Annotated in this window: 1 protein-coding gene; it reads left to right on the top strand. The window is 50.2% G+C overall.

From position 1 onward, the window contains the following. A partial coding sequence (locus QN347_RS20200; protein WP_323494461.1) for a DMT family transporter occupies positions 1 to 261 on the top strand: 261 nt, incomplete at both ends.

The raw sequence follows: 261 nt of genomic DNA, 5'->3' as shown, positions 1-261 counted from the left end.
GCACTGGCGAATCGGTGGCAGGGCGAGGCGATTCCGCCATTTAAGCTGGCCTTTTTACAAAACAGCGTCGCATGTCTAAGTCTGCTGCCAATGGTGATTTTTTACGATGCTGTTACCCATATCTCGCTTGAAGTATGGTGGGGATTGGTTTTGCTCGGCGTGGTGTTTACAGCCTTGTCACACGGTCTGTTTATGTTTAGCTTGCGTCACGTCTCGGCCCGGTTTGCAAGTCTATTGACTTCGCTAGAACCAGTGTATGGA

Origin of the sequence: Sphingomonas sp. 10B4, assembly GCF_035019905.1 — a bacterium.
GTDB lineage: Bacteria > Pseudomonadota > Alphaproteobacteria > Sphingomonadales > Sphingomonadaceae > Sphingomonas > Sphingomonas glacialis.
Note: the sequence above shows the minus strand (reverse complement) of the source record. Positions and strands in the feature narration are given on the sequence as shown.